Here is a 17569-nt window from a genome sequence, read left to right on the forward strand (position 1 = left end):
ATGAAGCGGATCACCCACCCGAAGCGGTGCTGACCCTCGACGACATCGACCGGCACAAAGTGACGACGGTACTGGGCAAGGGGACTGCACACGCGATGAAGGCTCTGCGATGACTCACCGGAACGAACAGGGATTTTGGGAGTGGGCGTACGGCGACCTGCTGTCTAACACAAACCGCGGCGTGCTGGCTGAGTACATCGTGGCCACAGCGCTCGGCATTCACGACACGAAGCGCGTCGAATGGAACCAGTACGACCTCGAGTTCGGCGATGTCAAGGTAGAAGTGAAATCAGCTGCATACGTGCAAGCATGGGAGCAAAGTCGGCTATCAACGATCAAGTTCGGCATTCGCCCCGCAAGGGGCTGGGATTCCCGCACCAACATCTCAGCGACCACTGCACGGCGAAGCGCGGACGTGTACGTCTTCTGCCTGCTCGAGGGTGAGGAACGCGATCGCATCGACCCGCTCGACGTCGAACAATGGACGTTTTATGTGCTGTCCAGGCATGAACTCGACCGACAGGTTCCGGAGCAGAAGACGATTGGGCTCGCGCCGCTGATAGCAAAATTCGGTCCGCGAAAGTGTGTCTACGGTGAGCTCAAGGCCGCCATTCATGAGGCAGCAGCGGAGAATCGCGGCGCCTAAAGCGTCGTCCGCCGTCGCATCGACGCCCATAGCGACGCGGTGCCGCCGGCGCAGGCCGCGGCGTGACTCGGCCGGAAGGCGACGAAATTCCGCGATCTCCGTGTCTCGAAAACGAAGAATTGGTGAGAGCGAGACGGCGTGGCGGACAGTGTCACCGCCACCTGCGCTAACACCACTGCCCGGCTGTCTCGAAAACCTGTCTCATAAGCGTTTTCTCGGAACTAGGCGGCACACGGGTTTTTGAGACAGGGGCGTGCAGTGGCAAACATCGGATACGCGAGGGTTTCGACCGCCGACCAGAACATGGCGCTGCAGCTCGACGCTCTGCGGCACGCCGGAGTGGAGAAGATATTCCGGGATCAGGGCGTCAGTGGATCGCTCGCGGAGCGACCGGGTCTCGACCGTTGCTTGGAACACCTCCGCGAAGGCGACGTCCTCGTCGTGTGGAAGCTGGACCGGCTGGGACGCAGCACCCGGCACGTGCTGTCCGTAATCGACGAGCTGACTTCACGCGGCGTCGGGTTCCGCAGTATCACCGATGGCCTGCAGACCGAGGGCGCAATGGGCAAGGCGATGCTGACCATTATGGCCGCCTTCGCCGAGCTGGAGCGCGACACGATGATCGAGCGAACCCGCGCCGGTCTCGCTGCAGCCGCGGCTGACGGGCGCAAGGGCGGTCGCCCCCAAAAGGAAGACCACTCCGCCGTGACAAAAGCGCGCAGCATGCGCGAGAAAGGCATCAACGCCTCGGACATCGCGAAGATGCTCGGAGTCTCCCGCGCCACCGTGTACCGATACCTCGCCGATCTCAGTCTGCCGAGATAATCAGACATCCTGCCGGAGCCAAAGACGCAGGGCTTCCTCGATGACGTCGTCAGGCTTGCTGCCATCGACGGCTGCGGCACGTTGAACAGCGTCGATCAAGGTCAGTGACACCTGCCCGGGAAATTGGTTCCGCGAATCTTGGCGTGGTGGCGGTCGACGCAGAAGTTCGGCCCACGGCCAAAGCCGCACCACCTCTGTGTACATGGGCGAGGTCAGGTGCATCCGCTGTCCCTCCTCAAACCAAGACAGAATCTGGCAGTTCGCGGTTCCACGTTTCGCGATGCCGCCGTTGTGGATCATGTCGTTTCGAATTTTGCCTAGATCCCCAAGTAGCGGGAATTGATAGTCACGGTGACTGCAGTCCCATACCTTCGCTAGCTCGAACCGGTAATGGTCGTTCCACTCCGCAAAGATGAAGCTGATCCACTGAGAACCTTGGATGCGTTGTACCTCGGTGGTCCGAGGAGGGGAGGCTTCACCTCGGATGGCCTGTAGAAGCCCCTGCACCCCTGGAGCTGCCGACTGATAGACCTCCTCGATGCTGATCGTCGTGTCACTTGGCTTACCAACCACGCTGACCGGCACGCTGCCCACTTCGACCCAACGGGCCTGTGGTGGTGGGTATTTCAGTTCTTCCAGTCGGGCGCTGAACTCCGCGTCTGCCAGTTCAACGATTCCCGATGAACCGAGGAGCGCTGAAAGCATCGACACCTTGATCGACCGTCTCAGTTCTTCGACCAACTCGGTAACCGTCGCGGGTTCGGGATCAATCAGCAGAGAGTTAAGCGCATCGTCAGCCGAAGCCATCGCTTGTTCCAACCTCAACATTGCGCCACGGACATCAGAATCGGTGGTCACAAGTTGCACTGCTTCGGTAAGAGGCGCGATCGCCGCTTCGACCTCACTGCCTGTGCGTGGTGGCGTAGCGGCAAGGGCGTAAGTAAACGGCATTGTGAATGCGCTGAACGCGAAGCGTCGGTTGTATTGGGCGTTGCGGCTACCTATGCGGAGGTTGTACTCGATGTTGTCGACAACCTGCGGAATGGTCGTCGCTATCATTTCTCGCATGCTTCCCAGGACGTCGAGCCAACGAGCGGCGGCCTGAACACTGGTGGGATAGGTGTCAGCCTTGCGAAGCCGCCGCGCTTCTCGACAAGGCCAGGCCGCATCCTGGGTGTGCGCTCCAGTACACGTTGCGTCCCATTGGCCGCCGGTCGGCTGATGCTCGACCAAAATCTGCCGGTATCGCTCGGCGGTGGTGTTCCCGAACTCCATCGTCCTGGCGAAGCGGTCAATCCGTGACGTGATCGCCGAGTTGAACTCCACGACCTGAGCGTCCAGGTCGGTCACGCTTCGTCAACTTCGCCGGTTCTGCGCATGCGTCCTCGCTGCGCAATGTGTTGGAGGAAGTCGGCGGTCTCAACGAGTGCGTCGAACGGGAGTACAAGCGTCAACGTCTCCTCTTCGCCACCTCGGCGACGCACACTGATTGGCACGGAATATCCGTTGTGGTCGGCATGGCTCACGACACGACTACTCTGAGCATGCACCGTCAGCTTCTTGATTGGCGCTAGCACCACAAATTCATTCAACTCAGCGAGCATTGGGCCAACCAAGAGTCGTCGGCTTCCGTCACCCTCGTTAAGAAGCACCCACTCCGTGGCGGAGTCAGACAGTTTATCCTTGTGGATCTCGCATATGACGACGTCTGTGGGGAAATCGAATGGCCCGCTCGGCTCCTTGAGGCGATGCATCGTCGTCGCTGGGAACTTGCAGCGTTCAACTTGGCATTCAGGCCCTTTAGGCATTGCGCCGTTCTCCTTCCAATGAGCCGGACCGCACGCGGGCGCGCGGTGGATTTACGAATCTTTGTGCATATAGCCCCAACTTCAGGAGTTGTTGTACTGAGCAGTGTCCACCACTACATCTCCTCGGCCGAAGAGATCAACCGACGGATTGCATCTTTTAGATCGCGGCCCGAGAACGGACCGGTCCACCTGACGGCTGTCACAGGCTCCAACCGGTTCGTAAGCGCCTCGCCCACTTCGCTGACACGGGGGGACAGCGGAGCATTAGTAACTACCAGGAGCGGAAGACCCTTACCGCGCATCTGATCCGCGATGGCTTCCAACTCCCGGTGACTGAGCGGCCCTTTGGCCCGGTACTTCACTTCGACTGCGACTGTGACCCCGTTCGCTTCGAAGTAGAAATCGTAAGGGCTATCTGCCGATTGCGGTTCGAAGACCTTATGGGGATACAAGTTATGAATTGCGGTGAAAACGTCGCGTTCGTAGCCTCGCGCAGACGCGAACGAAGTGTCTCTCCAAGAACCATCAACAATCGCTGCCGCATCCTCGTAAGCGTTCGCTACCTCTGCGGTGGGCGCGCTCTCCGCTTGTTCCGTCAACTCCCGTCGAATACGCTTCCTGGTCAATTCCAGGGATTGCTCGCCGGATGACAGCTTGATTAATGGCGTCCCCTGGGTGCCGATGACCAAGAATGCCAGGGCTATAACAAGCAGGCCTGCCGTTCCGGCTTGATTGGCCGAGGCGAAGACTGCGACAGCGCCACCGCCGAGAGCCGCAAATCCAATCAGAAGCGCCATTGCACGTTCCCAAACAGCCAACGAACCGCCGTCGTCAGGGCTCGGGTCGCGGGCTTCATCACCGGTATCCGAAGTCATCGGGTCTCTCATCGTCTTGGTAGTGGCCCGGCGGGCGGCCAATTTGCGGATGAAAACTGAGTTAGGCTGCCAAGTCTGGCTGCCCGGTACAAAGATAATGTGCTCGGATCAATGAGCGGCGAGCTGAAGGCCGCAAACTTACGTCAGAGCTTCGGAAATCAAGACTGGCCGCGGACCTCAGCGCGAGTGTAGATCGTGCCGATGCCGACCTTGGCGAGATCAATGCGGATTCCAGCCCGCTCTGCAGCCTCGATGATGTCGAGGCGCAGATCCAGGGCAGCCTTTCCGTCCTCCCAGGAGTCAAGGTCGCCACCCTTCGCCAACCCCCACGCCGCTCCGCGAGCGAGTTCGGCCAGCTCCGCCTCCGCCGTGCTATTGCTCATCACGTTCGCTTCCGATCGTCAGCCCACATTGTCGTAGCCATCCAACAAGGTCATCGTGTCATCTCGATCTCAAGATCACAGTCCCTCTCGGGGACGACAACACGTGATCGGGCATGCACCGGCGAAGGGTTACTTGAGTACCGCTGGAGCGGCCTCCGAGGCCGCAGTTCGGAGTAACTTCACCTCGGGCCAGTCGTTGCAAGAGGGGGTCGGTGATTGAGCCATGACCGAGCCGCAGACGATCCAGATCTACCTTCCGTCGGGCGAACCCTCCGGCCCCGTGTAGTGAACCTCACCACGCGCATGGTTCGGGTGTTCGAGGCTCCCCGCGCACTCTTGCCCGTCCCTGAAGCGCCAAGAGGCCGCCTAGGTGGGTCTGCCACCTCATAGTTCTGATCATGTAGCAGGAATTGGAAGCGACGGGCTGACAGCAGGTGCCTGAGACCCAGGCGATCCGAGTTCGGCGCGGTGATGAACGCCGTGCCGTATAAGCGTCTGTACTTCGGGATTAAGTTGCGGCCCAACGACGGCGGGTGCCACTCAAAGTGCGGACCAAAGGCAGGAGGGCTGGTCGGGCTGCTGGTACGCCAGCCCAACCCGACCAACTCGACACCACGGAGTTTCCTCGCGCCAATTAGAACCCACTCCTCCCCCAAGGGTCTTGATGCCTTGGGGTGGAGTTGGGCAAAGATGTCTTTTGTTCTTGATTCTTAGTAGGCGTACCTGTTTAGGCACGATGAGTGCGTCTGTGCTCGGCACACTGAAACGTCGGCGACGGTGCATGGCGTACTCGTTGAGGTACACCCGATTGCCGCTGCGGTGCTTGGTATAGCGGAGCCAGCCTGCGGCCTCAAGACACCTGATCGCCTTCCCGATGCGCGACACGGTCGGGATGCTGAGGGCTTTGGCGATACCTCGCTGGCCGCACTCGATTTTGTAGCCGTTGCGCTGCGACAGGAAGTAAGTCCCGACTCGCACGGCATCGGAGGTAAGGCCGGCATCGAACAGGAGCGCGTGCGGCACCATCACGAAATACCTCTCCGGACGGTCACCGAGCAGGGTGACCTTCGACTGTTCGGTGTAGCCCACTAGCCGACCAGGGTCCGGTCGCCCAAGGAAAAGTGCCGACGCTCGTCCACGGGCGCCACAGCGGCTAGCGCCGGTATCAACTCGTAAACCTTGAACCACGTCACGACGTCGTCGCCGTGCAGTGACCCGTCGGGGCGACGGCGCGTTGGTCCGAACGATACGCGGTACTCGATCAGGTGCGGGCGGTCGTCAGGATTAACCTCCACGACGGTGGCGCGCCGGCCGCGGAACGCGGGCCACGTGCCCTTCGACGGGTACTTATTCTCGTCGCGTCGAATGACGACACAATCGCCAACACGGGGTGTGTCCAGGCCGAGGGCACTGGTGCCGATGTCCTGTGGAAGATGGTCGACGATCCTCACGCCGCACCCTCAAGCGCGCCCACGAGGCGGTCCACGTATGCGGCGATCGATGCAGTGGTGATGAACGCACGTCGGCCAATCTTTACTCGCGTGATTTCTCCGGCGTCGATCAACTCGTACAGGCTGGATCGCCCGATGTGGCCTAGCGTCACCATGGCTTGGGCGTAGTTCTGAAGCAGTGGCCCAGTGGTGGTCGGCATGTATCTCCTTCGTATGTCCGTGTCCGCAGTAGTCGGCGAACTACGTGTAGTGTGTCATGTCAACATGACAGTATGCACCTGACAGCGAGGATTTTCTGATGTCATCCGAACGAATCTTCGACGGACCATGGGAGAAGGACGACGACGGCTGGGAAACGGTCCCGACCAAGAACGTGAAGTACCGCGCGTCGGACGGAGGGATCGTGGTGGTGGACGACACTGGCGACTACGCCGCCATCGGCGACGGCTTCGCCTTTCGCAAGTGCGCTTATCACCGCGACGGCGTCTCGGTTGCCTGGGAGATACGTGACGGCACGCCCCAGTGCCTCGGGGTCATGGTCCGAGCGAGTGAAGACGCTGGGCTGCGTACTAAGGACCTGCATGCCATACGCCTCGACGACATTCGCGAGATTGTGTACCTCACTATCGGCATCGGCACCTTCAGCTCTAACGGCGAGGACTACGAAATGCAGCCGAGGGATGCGCGCAAGGTGGTCGCTGGGGTGAGGCGAAAGGTCACTCCCGCTCTGCTGAAGAGGGTCGCCGAGATTCACCGAGCGGCGCCGGAGGGCCGTCGAGTCGCGGCGGTGAAGGCCGCGTTCGACGTCCATGAACGAACCGCCCTGCGCTACATCAAGCAAGCAAGAGAGGCAAGGTACCTCTGATGAGTAAGCGCGCGAACGGCGAGGGCAACGTGCGTCAGCGGTTGAACGGCCGCTGGGAGGGCCGCGTGTCCTACGTCGACCCAGTAACGGATGATCGGCGCAGCGTGTCCGTGTACGGAGCCACTGCCGCCGAATGCCGGCGGAAACACCGCAACGTCCGCAAGCGAATCGAAGACGGGAAGCCAGCGAAGGATGCGTCCGACACCGTCGCGTCCTGGTTAGTGCAGTGGCAGATCTCGTCGCTCGCAGCGTCGGATCGCAAGGCGACTACCAAATCGCTCTACGGGTCGTTGTCACGGAAGCACCTCGAAGGCGGGCCTATTGGGGCGAAGGGGCTCGACAAGCTCAAGCCGTCCGACGTCGAGATGCTCATCGTGCAGCTTCGCACTAAGGGGCTTGCGGACTCTACCGTCAGGCAGGTGTACACGGTGCTGCGGCAAGCGTTGGACGTGGCAGTGCGTGACGGACTGCTGGGAAGCAACCCGGCGGCAAAGGTGAAGCGTCCCGGTATCACGCGCCGGGAGGCCGGCTACCTCTCGGCGGCCGACGTCGTGCGGCTGCTCGATGCGGCGAAAGGTCTCCGGTACTACGTCGCGGTCGTGCTGCTGGCTGCGACCGGCCTGCGCCGGGGTGAGGTGGCCGGCCTGCTCTGGACGGACGTTGATCTAGACAAGGGCGAGCTGACCGTCCGACACACCCTCGCCCGCGTGGACGGCGAACTTATCCTTTCGGCACCGAAGACGGAGCGAGCCAGGCGCCGCGTCCCCCTGCACGCCGGCGTGGTGACCGCACTCAAGGGATGGCGCTCTCAGCAGCTCCAGGAGCGTCTCGCTGCAGGTGATCGATGGACGGACACGGGAGCCGTGTTCGCCACGGAGTTCGGAACCATGCTCGACGCGAGGAATCTGCTGCGAACTGTCGAGCTAGCCGCAAAGAAAGCGAAAATCGAGAACGTTACCGCCCACTCCCTTCGCCACAGCGCCGCCGTCGCCTGGCTCGAGTCGGGGGGTGCACATCAAGGCGGCCGCCGACTTACTCGGCCACTCCTCGATCTCAGTCACCGGCGATCTCTACGGCCACACCTCCGACGACGCGGCACGCGCGGCGGTCGATGGTCTGGGTAGCGCGCTGGGTCTATGAGCCAAAAGCAAGGTCTAGCGCTGTAGTCGCTACTTCCGACGGAACAGGCGCCTGGCAACGAAGCCACCAATACCGGCTGCAGCCACGATGGGAAGACCCGCCACGCCAAGGGCACCGACCGCAACGCCGACGGCGACAGCCGCGCCAGCGGCTGTCGCGACATCACCAGCATTAACACCCCCGGACTCATCTCTCGCCGACGGTCCTGCATGCGCGTCTGATTCCTGGAATAGCACGCCGTCATGCCAGTGTTTGACTGAACCGTCAGGACAATCGCAGTAGCGACCGCAGTCGCACATTTGCCCGTATCGGATGTTCGCGACTGGGTCAGGATGCGCACCGCGCTCACCCATCGTTCGCCGTCTGCGCTCACTCATTGACTCTCCCCCCGCCTTCCCGATGCCCAAGTTACGGCCTCTCAACCGGCGCACGCCACGGGTCGCCAGAAGAGGCAAACGTGTGTGCGACCCGGTTTGGGTAGCGGACTTGGGTACGAAAGGAAAAAGGCACCTTCCAGATGTCCGGAAAGTGCCCCTGACCTGTGTCGGGCTGACAGGATTTGAACCTGCGACCACTTGACCCCCAGTCAAGTGCGCTACCAAGCTGCGCCACAGCCCGCGGTGCTGCCGGGATCGCCAGCAGCGGTCGAAATGCTACCTCACGGTCCGCCGTCTCCCCGAATCGCACGGGCCGTGCGTCGCCACTGCCTCGCGCGGGTAGTACGTCCAGGTGACGAAGGTTGGCGACGACACCCCGCTCTGGCTGTTCGCCGATCAGCTCGGCACCTCGACGTACGGCGGGGAACACTCCCACCGCGAGGTGTTGCTGGTCGAGGCGCAATCGGCCCTCCGCAAGCGGCGCTACCACCGCCAGAAGCTGCACCTCGTCCTCTCCGCGCTCCGCCACGCGGACAAGGGCCTGGGCGACCGCGCGACGCTGCTCAAGACCGACGACTACACCGAGGCGCTCGAGCAGTTCGGCCGACCCGTCCTGGTCTTTCAACCCACGTCGTTCGCCGCCGAGCGCTTCGTGAACAAGCTGCACGAGCAGGGGCTGGTGGCCGACGTGCTGCCCACACCGACGTTCGCGCTGCCGCGCAGCGACTTCAAGGAGTGGGCCGGCGAGCGCACCCGCTTCCGCATGGAGGACTTCTACCGCGACCAGCGGCGCCGCTTCGACGTCCTGATGGAGGGCAAGGATCCCGTCGGCAACCGGTGGAACTACGACGAGGAGAACCGGGGATCGCCGCCGAAGAAGCAGAAGACCCTCGGCGTCCCACAGCCCTACCAGCCGCGCGAGGACGAGATCGACGAGCAGGTCCGCGCCGACCTCGACGCGATGAACCTGGACACCGTGGGGGTCGACGGCCCGCGCCTGTTCGCCGTGACCCCGCTCGAAGCAAAGCGCGCTCTGGACCGCTTCATCGAGCAGCGCCTGTCCTCATTCGGCCAGTACGAGGACGCGATGATGGGTGACGACTGGGCCATGTCGCACTCGCTGCTGTCGGTGCCGCTGAACCTCGGCGTCCTGCATCCGCTCGACGCCGTGCACGCCGCCGAACGCGCCTATCGCGAGGACGGCGCACCGCTGTCCGCCGTCGAGGGCTTCATCCGCCAGATCCTCGGCTGGCGCGAATACATGTGGCACCTCTACTGGCACTTCGGCGAGGACTACGTCGACGAGAACGAACTCGGAGTGCACCAGCCGCTGCCGGACTGGTGGACCGAACTCGACGCCGACGCGATCACCGCGGAGTGCCTGCGCCACGCGATGATGGGCGTCCGCGACAGGGGCTGGACCCACCACATCCAGCGGCTCATGATCCTGGGAAACCATGCGCTGCAACGCGGATACCAGCCGCGGGAACTCACCGAGTGGTTCTCCACCGCCTTCGTCGACGGCTTCCGCTGGGTGATGCCCACCAACGTCGTCGGCATGAGCCAGCACGCCGACGGCGGAAGGCTCGCCACGAAGCCCTACGCCTCGGGCGGCGCGTACATCAACAAGATGAGCGACCACTGCGGCGACTGCCAGTACGACCCCAAGAAGCGCCTCGGCGACGACGCGTGCCCGTTCACCGCCGGCTACTGGCAATTCGTGCACCGCAACCGGAACCTGCTGGCAGGCAACAATCGCACCCGGCGCGCCGTGTCGTCGATGGATCGGCTCTCCGACCTGGAACCCGTTCTGGAGCAGGAAGCCGAACGCAGCCAGTTCTAGACCGTGACCAGGCGGTAGAGCCCGATCAAACCCACGATCACGATCACCGCCCGCAGCGCGTTCGGCGACAGCCGACGACCGTAGTGCGCGCCGAGGAACCCTCCGATGAGCGACCCGATCGCGATCAGACCGGCGGCTGCCCAGCTGATCCTGTCGAAGGCCACGAGCGTGTACGCCACGGCTGCAACCACGTTCACGATCAGCGACAGCAGGTTCTTGGCGGCATTCATCCGCTGCATGTCCTCGGGCAGCAGCGCACCCATCACCGCGATCAGCAGGATGCCTTGGGCGGCAGTGAAGTAACCGCCGTAGACACCCACCGCGAACGTCCCGACCACCAGCGCGGCCATCCGGCCCCGCGAGATGTGTTCCAGCGACCGGCCGGCACGCTCCGAGCGCGCCCTGGCCCACGACTGGATCTTCGGACCGATGATCACGAGGATCAGTGCGCCGATCAGCAGCACCGGCACGACGGTGATGAAGACCCGCTCCGGCAGGTGCAACAGGAGCCAGGCGCCGCCGATCGCACCGAGCAGCGAGCCGGGGATCTGCCACTTCAGCCGGTGCCATTGGCCCCGTAGTTCGCGGCGGTACCCCCACGTGCCGGAGACACCACCCGCCACCAGGCCGACCGCATTCGACATCGTCGCGGTCACCGGCGGATAGCCGAGCGCCACCAGCGTGGGGAACGTGATCAGGGTGCCTGACCCGACGACCGCGTTGATGGCGCCAGCCCCCACCCCCGCGAGGGCGATCAGGATCATGTCGATGACGGGCACCGAGGAGACGTTAGCGGGTCACCCCGGGCCCGCCGTCACCGAGCGTCATCGGCCGCGTGCACAGGACGCGGTGCGGCGTCGAGCCCCGGCGGAACGTACGCCGGCGCCTTGGTGATCCTGGCTGCCAGGACGACTAAGAAGGCCCACGCGAGCACTATCACGCCGTAGATGACCGTCGACCACGGGGCCGTGACGCCGAAGTAGTCGACTAGTTTCTGGGCGTTGGTCAGTACGACGACGCCACCAACGCCGGTACCGAGCAGCGCCGGACTGATGCGGCTCACCAGCCACGCTGCCAACGGCGCTGCGATGACGCCACCGACCGCCAATCCGAGCATGATCGGGAGATTGTCGAAGAACTGCTCACGCAGCCCGACGAGGAAGCCCAGCGATGCCGATACCGCTACCAAGAACTCCGATGCAGAGACCGAACCAATCACGGTCCGCGGCGCGGTCTTCCCGCTCGACAGCAACGTGCTGGTGGTCACCGGACCCCAACCGCCACCACCGGACGCATCGATGAACCCGCCGAACAGACCGAGCGTTGCGAGGAACTTGGCGCCGTGTTTCGTGGTGCCGGCCTTGACCGCCGGTGGAGTACGCAGCGAGAAGCGCAGCAGTACGTACACGCCAATCGAGAGCAGGATGGCCGCCATTACGGGCGCGGCGTCCTCGGTCGACAACGAGCTGAGCACCGTGGCTCCGAGGAAAGCACCGAGGGCGCCCGGCACGCCGAGCTTGAGCACGATGTGCCAATCGATGTTCCGGAACTTCCAGTGCGACAGCCCCGAGGCGAGCGTGGTGCCCACCTCGGCGAGGTGCACGGCCGCACTGGCTTGAGCCGACGCGACGCCGCTGAGCACCAGCAGGGTCGACGCGGTCACGCCGAACGCCATGCCTAGGGCACCGTCGACGAGCTGCGCACCCACGCCGACGAGGGTGAAGATGATGAGCGAACGCATGGGTTCGTTGACTTTCGACGATGAGGCCGCGTGCGACCGTCAGGTGTGCAGAGACGCGTATCTAACGACGCGTACGACACCATTCGTCGAATGCCATCAGCCGTCGGGACGGCCAGAACGGCTCGAGCGCGAACGCCGAAGAGGGGGCGGTGCGATAGGCATGTTCAGCCACGGCCACTCCTCTCGACTGCTCGGTCAACCATACTCAACGGGCGTTCATCGGGGTTATTCCGACCAGCTAGCGCTTCGAGCCGGCTCCGCGCTTCTCGCGCACCCGCACGTTGATCCGGATCGGGCTGCCCTCGAAGCCGAACGTCTCGCGCAGGCGGCGCTCCAGGAACCGGCGGTACCCGGCCTCCAGGAACCCCGTCGTGAACAGCACGAAGGTCGGCGGTCGGGCCGTCGCCTGGGTCGCGAACAGAATCCGCGGCTGCTTGCCACCGCGCACCGGCGGCGGCGTCGCGGCGACGACCTCCTTGAGGAAGGTGTTGAGCCGTCCGGTCGAGATGCGGGCATCCCACGACTCGAGTGCGCTCTCCAGCGCCGGAGCCAGCTTCTGCACGGCGCGGCCGGTCTTGGCCGAGATGTTGATCCGATGCGCCCACTGCAACTGGGCGAGCTCGCGCTCGATCTCCTTGTCGAGGGTGTATCGCCGGTCCTCGTCGACCAGATCCGCCTTGTTGAACGCGATCACCAGCGCCCGGCCGGACTCGATCACCATCGCCAGGATCCGCTGATCCTGCTCGGTGAGCGTCTCCGACGAGTCGATCAGCACGATGACGACCTCGGCGGCGTCGATTGCCCCGCGGGTCCGCACGGAGGCATAGAACTCGTGCCCGCTGGCCTGTCCCACCTTGCGACGCAGGCCTGCCGTGTCGATGAACCGCCACAGCTTGCCGTCCATCTCGATCAGCGAGTCGACCGGATCCACCGTGGTGCCCGCCACGTCGTGCACCACCGAGCGTTCATCGCCGGCCAGGCGGTTGAGCAGTGAACTCTTGCCGACGTTCGGCTTGCCCACCAGCGCGACGCGGCGCGGTCCCGCGCCACCGGAGGCCACCTCGGACGCCTCGGGCAACTTCTCCAGGACCACGTCGAGCAGGTCGGCCACGCCGCGCCCGTGGATGGCACTCACCGAGTACGGCTGCCCCAGCCCCAGCGACCACAGCGCGGCGGCCTCGGATTCGACGCGCTCGCTGTCGACCTTGTTGGCAGCGAGGAACACCGGCTTGCCGGCGCGCTGCAGCTTCTTGGCAGCGGCCTCGTCGGCCGACGTCGCACCGACGACCGCGTCGACGACCAGGATGATCGCGTCCGCCGTGCGCATCGCCACCGACGCCTGCTCGGCGACCAACTGCTGCAGTCCCTTGGCGTCGGGCTCCCACCCGCCGGTGTCCTGCACGACGAATCGACGGCCCAGCCAGTTCGCGTCGTAGGACACCCGGTCCCGGGTCACGCCGGGGATGTCCTGCACGACGGCTTCGCGACGGCCGAGGATGCGGTTCACCAACGTCGACTTGCCGACGTTGGGCCGTCCGACCACAGCCACCACCGGTGGCGGCGCGAAGTCCTCCTCGAGTTCGGTCTCGAACTCCTCCGACCCGACCTCCCAGTCGGTTTCGTCGTACCAGGTGCCGTGCTCTTCGTCGCTCATCGCTGCCTTCTGCTCTTCGCGCAAGCGCTCATCGCTGCCCTCTGCTCTTCGCGCAAGCGCTCATCGCTGCCCTCTGCTCTTCGCGCAAGCGCTCATCGCTGCCTCACTCGCGCACGCTGCTCAACGAGATCCCGCAGATGTGCGACGACCTCGGCTTCGGTCATGTCACTGGAATCGACCACGATTGCGTCGTCGGCTGCCCGCAACGGGGAGACCGCGCGCGTGGAGTCCAGGTGGTCCCGGCGCCGGACGTCGGCAAGCACCGTCTCGTAGTCACCCGGCAAGCCGTTGGAGACGTTCTGCCGATCACGGCGACGGGCGCGCTCCTCGGCCGATGCGGTCAGGAAGATCTTCACGTCGGCGTCGGGCAGCACCACCGTTCCGATGTCCCGGCCCTCCACCACGACGCTGCCGGGGCCGTCGGCGAGTTCGCGCTGCCGCTGCACCAGGCGCGTACGAACCTCCGGCACCGCCGACACTGCCGACACCGCCCGCGTCACGGCATCGCCACGGATCTCGCCGGAGACGTCCTCGCCCCCGAGGTAGGAACGGTCTTCGTCGGGGTCGAAGCCCACGCCCAAGTCCACTCCAGCCGCCAGATCCGCGACGGCACCCGAGTCCGACGGGTCGACGCCCGCACGGAGAACGGCCAGCGTCACGATCCGGTACATCGCACCGGTATCGAGGTAGCGCGCACCCATGGCGCGCGCCAAACCCCGTGACACCGAGGACTTTCCGGTTCCGGCCGGCCCGTCGATGGCGATGGTCGCCTCCGTCACATCCCCACCGCCTTGTACAAGTCGCCAATCTCCTTGCTGGTCAACACCCGGATGCTGCCCGGCCGCTGATCGCCCAGCTCGATGGAACCAATGTCTGTCCGCACCAATTCCTGCACCGGGAAGCCGACCTCGGCCAGCAGGCGTCGCACGATGTGCTTGCGACCCTCGTGCAACGTGATCCGGACCATCGACTTGCCCGGCACCGCGCCAACGACGGCGAAGTCGTCGATCGCGACGGGGCCGTCGTCCAACTCGATCCCGGCGCGCAGCTTCTTGCCCATTCCTCGCGGCACCGTCCCCAGCACCGTCGCGAGATACGTCTTCGGCACCTCGAACGACGGGTGCATCAACCGGTGTGCGAGCTCCCCGTCGTTGGTCAGGATCATCAGACCCTCGGTGTCGGCATCGAGGCGTCCCACGTGGAACAGCTTGTGGTTGCCGCGCACCCGATGCTCCACGATGTCGCCGACGCACGGCCTGCCGCGATCGTCGGACATCGTGGACTGCATGCCCTTCGGCTTGTTCAGCGCGAAGTGAACGAGGTTGTCGTCGACCATGATCCGGGCGCCGTCGACGCGGATGACCGACTTGTCCGGATCCACCCGGCTGCCGAGTTCGGTGACGATCTCACCGTCCACCTCGACGCGCCCGTCGGTGATCATGCGCTCCGCGACGCGGCGCGAGGCGACACCGGCCTGCGACAACACCTTCTGCAGGCGGACGCCTTCATCGTCTCCAGTCACGTCAGTCCTTGTCCACGTCGAATGCCAACGGCTGGCTGCCCGCCGCCGGGTTACCGCCGAGCTTCATGAATCGTGGCTCCTCGCTGAGTGTTTCGGTGATGTCGTCGATGACGTCGACGTTGGGCAGAAGTGGTGCGATGTCGGGCAGGTCGCGCAGCGACGTCAGCCCGAGCCGTTCCAGGAACAGCTCGGTCGTCGCGAACGTCACTGCGCCGCCGTCGGGATCGACACCCGCCTCGGTGATGAGTCCGCGGGCCAGCAGCGTGCGCATCACCGCGTCGACGTTGACGCCTCGCACGGCGCTGACCCGAGCCCTCGTGACGGGTTGACGGTAGGCCACCACGGCCAATGTCTCCAACGCCGCGCGCGTCAACTTCGATCGCGTGCCGTCGAGCAGCAGGCGCTCGACATAGGTCGCATACCGGGCACGGGTGTACATCCGCCACCCACCGCCCGCCTCGCGCAGGTCGATCCCGCTGTCGCGGGCGGCGAGGTCGCCGGCCATCTGCTGCAGTTTGGCCTGCACGCGATAGGCGGGCTGCTCGCACGCCCCGGCCAGGGCGTCTACCGGGACTGGGGCGTCGACCACCAGCAGCAGCGCCTCCAGCACGGCGCCCAGTTCGGCGTCGCTCATGTCGGTGGGTTCGGCGAGGTCGATGCCGAGATCGGTGTGCTCGACGTGGTCCTGCTGTGCGGGGTCTTGGTCGCTCATGAGTCTTCTTCCACCGCTGCTGCCAGATGCTCGTTGGTGGGCCGATCGCCGGTCCACGAAACGTGCAGCACTTCAAGCGGTTCTGGTTGCTCGAATGTTACCGCTCTGGCGCGGTACAACTCGAGGAGCGCCAGGAAGCGGCCCACGATCTCGAGCCCACCAGAGCAGTCGGCGACCAGGTCGGAGAACGTCGCCCACTCCCCCACACCCCGAGCTTCGAGCAGCGCCAGCAGGCGCTTGGCTTGCTCGGGGACCGACACCGCCGGCTCGTGCATGTGGTCCAGGCGCACCGACGGAACCGGTCGGGGCGTGAACGCCGCGGCGGCGATGTTGGCGAAGCTGTCCGGGTCGACCCCGAGCATCACCTCGGGTAGCAGATCGGCGTACCGATCCTCCAACGACACCGACCGTGGGTAGCTGCGCATCGCCGCCGCCTCGAGTTCGGCGAACATCAGCGCGACGTGCTTGAACGCCCGGTACTGCAGCAGGCGCGCGAACAGCAGGTCGCGGACCTCCAGCAGTGCCAGGTCCTCCTCGTCGTCGACGTCGCCCGACGGCAGCAGACGTGCGGCCTTGAGGTCCAGCAGGGTGGCCGCGACCACGAGGAACGCCGTGGTCTCGTCGAGTTCCAATTGGCGCCCGATCGCCTTCGTGTAGGCGATGAATTCGTCGGTGACCTGGTGCAGTGCGACTTCGGTGACGTCGAGCCGATGGGCGAATATCAGCTGCAACAGCAGATCGAACGGTCCCTCGAAGTTGCTCAGCCGCACCTGAAAGCCGGCCTGGGGTGTTGCCTCCTCCGACGTCGCCGTGTCCGTGCTCACGCGCCGAACCGGTCGATGACTTCACGGGCCAGCGATCGATACGCCAGTGCGCCGCCCGACTTGGGGGCCCACGTGGTGATCGGCTCGCCGGCGACGCTCGTCTCCGGGAAGCGGACGGTACGGGTGATCACAGTGTCGAAGACCAGGTCGCCGAAGCGCTCCACGACGCGTGCCATCACCTCGCGGGCGTTGACCGTGCGCGGGTCGTAGCGGGTGACCAGGATGCCGCTGATCGACAGCTTCGGGTTCAGCCGGTCGTGCACCTTCTCCACGGTGTCGGTCAGCAGCGCCAGCCCGCGGAGCGAGAAGTACTCGCACTCGGTGGGGATGATCACACCGTCGGCGCAGGCCAGTCCGTTGACCGTCAGCAGACCGAGGGACGGCTGGCAGTCGATCAGCACGTAGTCGTAGCGATCGAGCACGGGATACAGCGCACGTGCCAGCGACTGCTCGCGGCCCACCTCGTTGACCAGCTGGATCTCCGCCGCGGACAGGTCGATGTTGCTCGGCACCAGGTCCAGGCCGCTGACGCGGGTCTTGTACAGCACCTGGTCGATGGAAACCCTGGGCTCGACGAGCAGGTTGTGGACGGTCTGGTCGAGTTCGTAGTGCGGGACGCCGAGGCCTGCCGACAGCGCACCCTGCGGGTCCAGGTCGACCAGCAGCACCCGGCGGCCGTACTCGGCGAGGCTGGCGCCCAGGTTGATTGTCGACGTAGTCTTGCCGACCCCGCCCTTCTGGTTGCACATCGCAATGACCTTGGCCGGGCCATGGCTGGTCCGCGGCTGCGGTTCGGGGATGTGCCGAACCGGGCGCCCCGTCAGACCGGTGCCGTCGGAGGTGCCGCCGGACTCCTCGGTGCTCATGCGTAGCCGCCGCTGGTCATGCAACCCCCGGGCTTGG

19 protein-coding genes and 1 tRNA gene are annotated in these 17569 nt (G+C 64.7%); 5 read left to right on the top strand and 15 right to left on the bottom strand.

The annotated features are described in order from the left end of the window. The first annotated feature begins 109 nt into the window (after positions 1–109). Entirely contained in the window at positions 110–646 is a 537-nt protein-coding gene (locus G6N61_RS05055; protein WP_163917544.1) for a hypothetical protein, read from the top strand. Between the two features lie 258 nt (positions 647–904). Next, on the top strand, positions 905–1471 hold the full coding sequence (locus G6N61_RS05060; RefSeq protein ID WP_163917545.1) for a recombinase family protein: 567 nt from the start codon (positions 905–907) through the stop codon (positions 1469–1471). Here G6N61_RS05060 and G6N61_RS05065 read toward each other — a convergent pair whose 3' ends face one another. The 6 genes from G6N61_RS05065 to G6N61_RS05090 all read right to left on the bottom strand — a co-directional run bounded on the left by G6N61_RS05065 (position 1472) and on the right by G6N61_RS05090 (position 6188). Beyond that, positions 1472–2821: a hypothetical protein gene (locus G6N61_RS05065; protein ID WP_163917546.1), complete on the bottom strand. Its 1350-nt coding sequence runs from the start codon at positions 2819–2821 to the stop codon at positions 1472–1474. A gap of 571 nt (positions 2822–3392) precedes the next feature. Continuing rightward, complete coding sequence (locus G6N61_RS05070) at positions 3393–4154, bottom strand: hypothetical protein (protein ID WP_163917547.1); 762 nt, start codon at positions 4152–4154, stop codon at positions 3393–3395. 158 nt (positions 4155–4312) lie between these two features. Further along, positions 4313–4537 (bottom strand): hypothetical protein, encoded by a 225-nt coding sequence (locus G6N61_RS05075; protein WP_163917548.1) that lies wholly within the window; start codon positions 4535–4537, stop codon positions 4313–4315. Between the two features lie 540 nt (positions 4538–5077). After that, a complete protein-coding gene (locus tag G6N61_RS05080) occupies positions 5078–5626 on the bottom strand; it encodes a hypothetical protein (RefSeq protein ID WP_163917549.1) in 549 nt (182 codons plus the stop codon). Further along, a complete protein-coding gene (locus G6N61_RS05085) occupies positions 5626–5988 on the bottom strand; it encodes a hypothetical protein (RefSeq protein WP_163917550.1) in 363 nt (120 codons plus the stop codon). Before G6N61_RS05085 ends, G6N61_RS05080 begins: the two co-directional genes overlap by 1 nt. After that, positions 5985–6188 (bottom strand): helix-turn-helix domain-containing protein, encoded by a 204-nt coding sequence (locus tag G6N61_RS05090; protein ID WP_163917551.1) that lies wholly within the window; start codon positions 6186–6188, stop codon positions 5985–5987. The genes G6N61_RS05085 and G6N61_RS05090 overlap by 4 nt, the downstream gene beginning before the upstream one ends. Positions 6189–6286: 98 nt before the next feature. Here G6N61_RS05090 and G6N61_RS05095 point away from each other — a divergent pair, with 98 nt between their 5' ends. Together G6N61_RS05095 and G6N61_RS05100 are read left to right on the top strand one after the other, a co-directional pair. After that, on the top strand, positions 6287–6853 hold the full coding sequence (locus tag G6N61_RS05095) for a hypothetical protein (protein WP_163917552.1): 567 nt from the start codon (positions 6287–6289) through the stop codon (positions 6851–6853). Continuing rightward, positions 6853–7977: a site-specific integrase gene (locus G6N61_RS05100; protein WP_235887417.1), complete on the top strand. Its 1125-nt coding sequence runs from the start codon at positions 6853–6855 to the stop codon at positions 7975–7977. The genes G6N61_RS05095 and G6N61_RS05100 overlap by 1 nt, the downstream gene beginning before the upstream one ends. A 560-nt stretch (positions 7978–8537) precedes the next feature. Here the strand turns inward: G6N61_RS05100 and G6N61_RS05105 are convergent. Next, a tRNA-Pro gene (locus G6N61_RS05105) sits at positions 8538–8611 on the bottom strand. A gap of 111 nt (positions 8612–8722) precedes the next feature. On the opposite strand from G6N61_RS05105, the gene G6N61_RS05110 reads away from it, so the two are divergent. Beyond that, positions 8723–10213 (top strand): cryptochrome/photolyase family protein, encoded by a 1491-nt coding sequence (locus G6N61_RS05110; RefSeq protein WP_163917553.1) that lies wholly within the window; start codon positions 8723–8725, stop codon positions 10211–10213. On the opposite strand, the gene G6N61_RS05115 is transcribed toward G6N61_RS05110, so the two are convergent. The 8 genes from G6N61_RS05115 to G6N61_RS05150 all read right to left on the bottom strand — a co-directional run bounded on the left by G6N61_RS05115 (position 10210) and on the right by G6N61_RS05150 (position 17532). Further along, the gene (locus tag G6N61_RS05115; protein WP_276078826.1) at positions 10210–10977 is read right to left on the bottom strand and encodes a sulfite exporter TauE/SafE family protein; all 768 of its coding nucleotides are present in this window, start codon (positions 10975–10977) and stop codon (positions 10210–10212) included. The two genes, G6N61_RS05110 and G6N61_RS05115, sit on opposite strands and share 4 nt — an antisense overlap. Positions 10978–11027: 50 nt before the next feature. Next, the gene (locus G6N61_RS05120) at positions 11028–11954 is read right to left on the bottom strand and encodes a sulfite exporter TauE/SafE family protein (protein WP_163917555.1); all 927 of its coding nucleotides are present in this window, start codon (positions 11952–11954) and stop codon (positions 11028–11030) included. 238 nt (positions 11955–12192) lie between these two features. Then, positions 12193–13608: a ribosome biogenesis GTPase Der gene (der, locus tag G6N61_RS05125; protein WP_163917556.1), complete on the bottom strand. Its 1416-nt coding sequence runs from the start codon at positions 13606–13608 to the stop codon at positions 12193–12195. A gap of 92 nt (positions 13609–13700) precedes the next feature. Beyond that, a complete protein-coding gene (cmk, locus tag G6N61_RS05130; RefSeq protein ID WP_163917557.1) occupies positions 13701–14387 on the bottom strand; it encodes a (d)CMP kinase in 687 nt (228 codons plus the stop codon). Continuing rightward, positions 14384–15130 (bottom strand): pseudouridine synthase, encoded by a 747-nt coding sequence (locus G6N61_RS05135; protein WP_163917558.1) that lies wholly within the window; start codon positions 15128–15130, stop codon positions 14384–14386. The genes cmk and G6N61_RS05135 overlap by 4 nt, the downstream gene beginning before the upstream one ends. Before the next feature lies 1 nt (position 15131). After that, positions 15132–15842: an SMC-Scp complex subunit ScpB gene (scpB, locus tag G6N61_RS05140; RefSeq protein WP_163917559.1), complete on the bottom strand. Its 711-nt coding sequence runs from the start codon at positions 15840–15842 to the stop codon at positions 15132–15134. Next, positions 15839–16666, bottom strand: coding sequence for a segregation/condensation protein A (locus tag G6N61_RS05145; RefSeq protein WP_163917560.1), 828 nt, complete (start codon positions 16664–16666; stop codon positions 15839–15841). The genes scpB and G6N61_RS05145 overlap by 4 nt, the downstream gene beginning before the upstream one ends. Further along, a complete protein-coding gene (locus tag G6N61_RS05150; RefSeq protein ID WP_163917561.1) occupies positions 16663–17532 on the bottom strand; it encodes a ParA family protein in 870 nt (289 codons plus the stop codon). Before G6N61_RS05150 ends, G6N61_RS05145 begins: the two co-directional genes overlap by 4 nt. Between the last annotated feature and the right edge of the window lie 37 nt (positions 17533–17569).

It is taken from the genome of Mycolicibacterium arabiense (genome assembly GCF_010731815.2).
GTDB lineage: Bacteria > Actinomycetota > Actinomycetes > Mycobacteriales > Mycobacteriaceae > Mycobacterium > Mycobacterium arabiense.